We start from the raw sequence: 5,766 nt of genomic DNA, 5'->3' as shown, positions 1-5,766 counted from the left end.
ACCGTGTTCTGCATCCCGTTCGCCTACCTGCCGATCCGCGCCCGGCTGGAGGGCATGGACCCGCGGCTGGAGGAAGCCGCCCAGGACCTCTACGCCAATCGCCGCCAGACCTTCCTGCGCGTGGTCCTGCCGCAGCTCTGGCCCGGTATCATCTCCGGCGCGATGCTGGCCTTCATCATCAGCCTGGACGACTTCGTGATCACCTATTTCGTGGCCGGTGCCGGCGCCACGACCCTGCCGATCTACATCTTCGGCATGATCCGGATCGGCATCTCGCCCGAGGTCAACGCGGTCTCGGCCTTGATGCTGGCGATCTCGATCGTCTTCGTCGCCGCCTCCTGGCTGGTCGGGCGCGTGCGGCGCTGAACACTTCTCAGGATAGGGCAGGCCGGGCCATCGGGTATGGCGTCCGGCATCTCGGCCAGGACAGGCGGCGATGCCATGGCTACGAGGACGACATGAGACAGCCCCATCTGTTCCTCGTCCTGCCGGCCATGATTCCTGCACCTGCCCTGCTGGCGGGAGCGGCACGTGCGGCAGATGCCGCCGCCTGCTACGCGATCAGTGACGCCGACGCCCGCACCGCCTGCCTGGCCAAGGCGAGGCGGGATCCTGGCATGTGCTATGCCGTGCTGCAGGCCGACCGGCGGGCGCAGTGCCTGGCGGAGACGCGGGCCGGCTGATGCCGGCCCTGGCACGTCACGGCTCGTCGAACCAGGTCTTCCACGCCGGCACCGCCCGGGCGAACGTGCCCCGGTGCGAGGACGGGCCGGTCGAGATCGCCTCCACCTGCGGGTTCCCGTTCCCGATGGCGCGCTGGTAGGTCATGGCGAGCTGGCCCAGCTCGGTCGCGATCACCTCGTCGCTCTCGCCGTAATAGTTGCGCACCGGCGTCCGGATGATCCAGCGATAGGCCTGCGTTGCGGCCACGAGCCGGCCATAGGCGGATTCGGCGAAGAACTGCGGATCGAAATAGTCGGGCCGGATCAGCTGGCGCAGCTCGGTCGGGACGTCCGCCGGATCGAAGGGCTGCCGCTGGTAGGCCTTGCGCGAGACCTCGTAATGCTCGTCGTTGATGACCGACCGCGCCAGCCCCGGCACGCCGTAATAGTTCTCGAACGAGAAGGACGACAGGATGAACAGCGTCGTCACCCAGGGCGCGTCGTTCTCGCGCGGGAAGTTGAGAAAGCCGTTGAGTGCTGCGAAGACATCGACCGGCGCGCTCGCCGTTGCGACCGCCGCGACCGGCACGCCCGCACTTTCCAGCTTCTCGAGGAAGGCCATGGTGACGAAGCCGCCCTGCGACCAGCCGGCCAGGAACAGCTCGTCGCTGTCGAGCCCGAGATCCGCCAGCACCGCACGGCTGGCCATCAGCATGTCGAAGGTCGCCTGCTGGTGACTGCCCTTCACCATGTAGCCTTCCGGCTCCTCTGACTGGCCCATGCCGAAATAGTCGGCCCCGATCAGCAGATAACCCTGGCCTGCGAACTGCGCGATCATCAATTGGGTCTCGGGCGACTGGTCGGGGAAGGACGGCACCTCCTCTTCGCCGTACACCGTGCCGTGCTGGTAGGAGACCATCGGCAGGGTCGTCCCTTCCACCTCGGGCACGGCCAGGAGCCCGGTGGCGACGATCGGCCGGTTGCCCCGCTCTGGGACCACGGACGGATAGGTGACGCGAAACAGCCGGACCGCGTTGGTGGCCGGCGTGTAGCTCGTCGTGATCCCGGCGAATTCCTGGGTATCCACCTCCAGGATCCGGTTCAGGCGCTCGATGTCCCAGCGGGCCAGGAGCTGGTAGCTGATGCCTGATGCGAGCCGGACCGGCTCACCCTCCTGCGCGTGGGCCGCAGGCAGGGCGCTGGCGATGCCGAGCAGCAGGGCGAGGAGCGCGGCGAGCCGTGTAAGTGTTGACATCATTCTCTCCAGGCCGGGGGCCGCGACCGCAAGATCAACTCCGGACGAGGTCGCCGTCCGGCTGCATCATCACGCGTTCTTCTATCTTCGTGTAACCGCCGCCGATGTTTTTACTGGAAGTCGGGCAGCGTCCAGTTCGGCCTTGCCGGGAACGGCACAGTTCGACGTGAGTGTTGCCGAAACCGGGCAAGCTGTCGGGCCGCCCGGGCGGCAGCGTCCAGCGGACCGCCGGCTGGGCCAGTGGAAGCAGCGGCGCCCTCCACCATGAACCGCCTTCCGTCCCATCCCTTCCAGGGCCAAGATCGGTCTATGGACGAACGGGCGATGGGGACGGACAGGTGAGCAACAGGCTGGTGGCGACGACGGCAGCCATGGTCGTGGCGCTGGGCGCGGCGAGTGGTGCCGCTCACGCGGACACGGTGAATTTCTACAACTGGAGCAACTACTTCCCGCCGGAGCTCCTGAAGAAGTTCGAGCAGGAGACCGGCACCAGCGTCGTGCTGGACGTCTACGATTCCAACGAGACCATGCTCGCCAAGCTGCAGGCCGGGGCCAGCGGCTACGACATCGTGGTGCCGAGCGACTACATGGTCCCGGTCATGATCCAGGCCGACCTCCTGGAGCCATTCGACGCCTCCACCCTGGAGAGCTTCGCCAACATCCAGACCTCCTTCGCCGATCCCTGGTTCGACCCCGGCCGCAAGTACAGCGTGCCCTACATGTGGGGGACCACCGGGTTCAGCTACGACAGCGAGCGGGTGCCGGGCGGCAAGCTGGAGGAGAGCTGGAAGTCGTTCTTCGAGCCGCCGGCCGAGCTCAACGGCCAGGTCGCCGCGCTGAACGACGAGATCGAGCTCTGGAACGCCGCCGCCTTCTATCTGGGCCTGGACCAGTGCAGCGAATCGACCGAGGACGCGCAGAAGATCCTCGGCGTGCTGGAAAAGCAGAAGCCGGTGCTGGCCATGTACCAGTCGGACGGCACGATCGAGCGGATGATCGCCAAGGAGGTGATCATGCACCAGCAGTGGAACGGTGCCGCGCACCGCACCAGGGAGCAGTTGCCGAGCCTGGTCTACGTGTACCCCAAGGAGGGTATCTCGATGTGGCAGGACAATTTCGTCATCCCGAAGGGCGCGCCGAACAAGGAGGGGGCGAAGAAGTTCCTGGCCTGGGTGATGAAGCCCGAGAACATCGCGCAGGCCTCCAACTTCACCGGCTACAACAACGCCATCGAGGGCTCGGCCGAGTTCATGGACGAGGCGCTGAGCAGCGATCCGGCCGTGGTCATGCCGAACGAATATGCCGATCGCCTCAGGCCCGCGCGCGACTGCTCGGAAAAGACCCGCGAGCTGCGCAACCGGGTGTTCACGCGCCTGAAGAAGTGAGCGACGGCCTGCCGAACCAGGACGAGGCCAGGCTCGTCCGCGAGCTGGTGACCGCCGGGCTGCGCTACCTGGCGCGGATCTCGGCGAGCCAGGCCTCGGTCCGGCGCGTCCTCCTGCGCAGGCTGGCCAAGCTCCGCCCGCCCGAGCCCGGTGCCGACCCGGCGGAGCTCGACCAGCGCCCGGTCGAGCAGGCGCTCGAGCGGCTGGTGGAACTCGGCTATGTCGACGATGCCGTGTTCGCCCGCGGCCGCGGCCGCACGCTGGTGAACCGCGGCCTGTCGCGCCTGGGCATCCGCCACCACATGGCCCGTCAGGGGGTGGATCGGGACACGGCGGATGCCGCCCTGGAGGCCATCACCGAGGAGATCCCGGAGCCCGAGGCCGCGGCGGCCCGGGCCTTCGTGCGCAAGCGCCGCCTGGGCTGGCACCGGCCCGAGGACGAGCGCGCCCCCAACCGCCAAGCCGACCTCGCCCGCCTCCTGCGCCACGGCTTTCCGGCAGACATCGCCCGCGCGGCGCTGGACGAGCCGGAGGAGGACGAGCGCGCCTAGCAGCCGTTCGGGCGGCACTGGCCCAGGCCGGCCGGCTGGCGGCGCAGTTGCAGCAGCGCCAGCAGCAGCGCCATGACCAGCCAGGGCATGGGCAGCAGGGCGCGCGCCTGCGGCAGGTCCCGGAGCTCGGGCGTGGAGGAGATCCAGCTCGTCACCCAGCCGTTGAAGCGGGTGAACAGCAAGAGGAAGAGCACGAGGATGCCGGCCCACCACCAGCGGCCATGGCGCTCCACGTCGCTGGCGGCCCGCAGATACAGGCACAAGAAGCCCGGCAGCAGGAGGAACAGGTCGTAGGTGCGGTGGTAGACCGCTGTCGCCGACAGGGCGGCGACGATCGCGAAATCGAGGAGGTGCTCCTCCTCCGTGCGCGGTGCCTGGCGCAACACGAAGGCCGTGGCCACGCAGACCAGCGCCAGCGCCAGCAGCACTGCGGCCCCGGCCAGGCCCGACGGCGCGCCGAATAGGCGCAGCAGCAGCGCCTCCAGATGGATCATGTTGTAGTTGATCGTGAACCGCTCGCCCGGGTGGGTCGAAAGGAATTCCCCGCGTGCGTCACGCAGCTCCAGGGCATGGCTGTACTCGAGCAGCCTGGTCAGGGGCTGGCCGGTCAGGACCAGCGGCAGGATCGTCAGGGCCAGGACGCCCAGGGCCGCCATCGCCACGAGCCGCCAGTTCCCCCGCAGGAGATGATACAGCGCGAACAGCGGCATGAACGAGGGCTTGAACGAGGTCAGGGCCAGCGTGAGGCCGGCCGGCGCCCGGCGGCCGCTGCGCTCGAGCATGAAGGTGGCGAGCAGGAGGACCAGGATCAGGATCCCCCACTGCGTGTTGCGCAGGTTGATGTACAGCCCGATCCCGGGAAGGGCCGCGAGAAAGGCGAGCTCCACCAGCCCGACCGGCCGGAACCAGGACAGGATCCGGCCCATCAGCACCAGCGCCAGCACGGTCAGGGCGACATTGACGGCGAGCAGCAGGCGGGCGGCCTGCTCGATCGGCAGCCGCGTCCACAGCGCGAAGAAGGCCGAGGCCTGCGGCGGGTAGACATAGATCGCCCGGAGCTTGCGGTTGTACTCGGGGCTCTCGGGGTCGAACCTGGCGAGCTCCGCCCAGAACGCCTTGGCATCGTAGGGTGACACGCGCTCGCGCCAGAGTTCCCCGGCGGCGTAGAAGACCTTGAAGTCGAAGAACACCCGGTTGCCCGGCAGCACGCCGTTGCGGATGGTGCCGACGACGCCCAGGAGGATGAGGAACACGCAGCCGCACTGGATCAGGCGGCGGCGCCAGGCCGGCATCGCTCCGCCGATCCGTGCCGCGCTGGCCATCAGCAGCCCCATCCGGGCCGCCTGCGCGCCCTCCCCCATGGGGGAGGGCTGCCAGAGCGGCGGCCGGCCCGGGCGTCGGCACGCTCCGGCATCAGGCGCTGGTGCATCTTGCCGTGCTCCTCAACAGAGGTCCCCATGGATAGCGGATAGCGCTCGTCCTGGCTCCATGACCTCGGTCGGCCGCGTCGCGCTAATGTCCCGGTGCCTCCGCCACGCGGAACAGCGCCGCCGTGTCGTTGGCCGTGATCAGGTCGAGCTTGTCCGGGTTGACCCGGTGCAGGTCCGGGACGCCGCCTGCGTTCAGGATCAGCACATAGTCATACTGCCGAGCCCAGTCCTCAAGGTAGGGCGCCTTTGCCAGATCCTCCGGGTCCAGGCCCGTTCGGGCGGCTTCCGGCGAAAGGAGGCGATAGCTCGGCGGGCGGCCTTCGGGCAGCGAGAGTGCATCATAAGGTGGCCGGGCGCGCAGCGGCTGCTTGCCGGGCTCGGCGAACAGCAGCGGCCAGAAGGCGTCACGCTCGATCGAGAGCAGGGCGGCCAGATGGAGGAAGGTCGAGGCGAGCCTGGAGACCTGCCGGCTTCGCCGCATGC

At 68.6% G+C, this 5,766-nt stretch carries 6 protein-coding genes and 1 pseudogene; 4 read left to right on the top strand and 3 right to left on the bottom strand.

Annotation, left to right across the window (positions count from 1 at the left end; genetic code table 11):
* Together EQG76_RS23900 and EQG76_RS23895 are read left to right on the top strand one after the other, a co-directional pair.
* Nucleotides 1–366 (top strand): ABC transporter permease (locus EQG76_RS23900; protein WP_159717027.1); only part of this gene is annotated, 366 nt, incomplete at its 5' end.
* Between the two features lie 92 nt (nucleotides 367–458).
* A complete protein-coding gene (locus EQG76_RS23895; protein WP_159717025.1) occupies nucleotides 459–683 on the top strand; it encodes a hypothetical protein in 225 nt (74 codons plus the stop codon).
* Nucleotides 684–699: 16 nt separating this feature from the next.
* On the opposite strand, the gene EQG76_RS23890 is transcribed toward EQG76_RS23895, so the two are convergent.
* Nucleotides 700–1,917 carry an alpha/beta hydrolase family protein gene (locus EQG76_RS23890; protein WP_200841063.1) on the bottom strand — a complete coding sequence of 406 codons (1,218 nt, stop codon included), beginning with the start codon at nucleotides 1,915–1,917 and terminating at the stop codon, nucleotides 700–702.
* A 371-nt stretch (nucleotides 1,918–2,288) separates the two neighbouring features.
* Here EQG76_RS23890 and EQG76_RS23885 point away from each other — a divergent pair, with 371 nt between their 5' ends.
* Nucleotides 2,289–3,302 carry an extracellular solute-binding protein gene (locus EQG76_RS23885; protein WP_159717029.1) on the top strand — a complete coding sequence of 338 codons (1,014 nt, stop codon included), beginning with the start codon at nucleotides 2,289–2,291 and terminating at the stop codon, nucleotides 3,300–3,302.
* Entirely contained in the window at nucleotides 3,299–3,853 is a 555-nt protein-coding gene (locus EQG76_RS23880) for a regulatory protein RecX (RefSeq protein WP_159717021.1), read from the top strand. The genes EQG76_RS23885 and EQG76_RS23880 overlap by 4 nt, the downstream gene beginning before the upstream one ends.
* Here the strand turns inward: EQG76_RS23880 and EQG76_RS23875 are convergent.
* Entirely contained in the window at nucleotides 3,850–5,214 is a 1,365-nt protein-coding gene (locus EQG76_RS23875; protein WP_159717019.1) for a glycosyltransferase family 87 protein, read from the bottom strand. The genes EQG76_RS23880 and EQG76_RS23875 overlap by 4 nt on opposite strands.
* 151 nt (nucleotides 5,215–5,365) lie before the next feature.
* A pseudogene (locus EQG76_RS23870) lies at nucleotides 5,366–5,766 on the bottom strand (hypothetical protein); the annotation flags it as partial.

The sequence above is a fragment of the Geminicoccus flavidas genome (genome assembly GCF_009806515.1).
In the GTDB taxonomy this organism is placed as follows: Bacteria; Pseudomonadota; Alphaproteobacteria; order Geminicoccales; family Geminicoccaceae; genus Geminicoccus; species Geminicoccus flavidus.
Note: the sequence above shows the minus strand (reverse complement) of the source record. Positions and strands in the feature narration are given on the sequence as shown.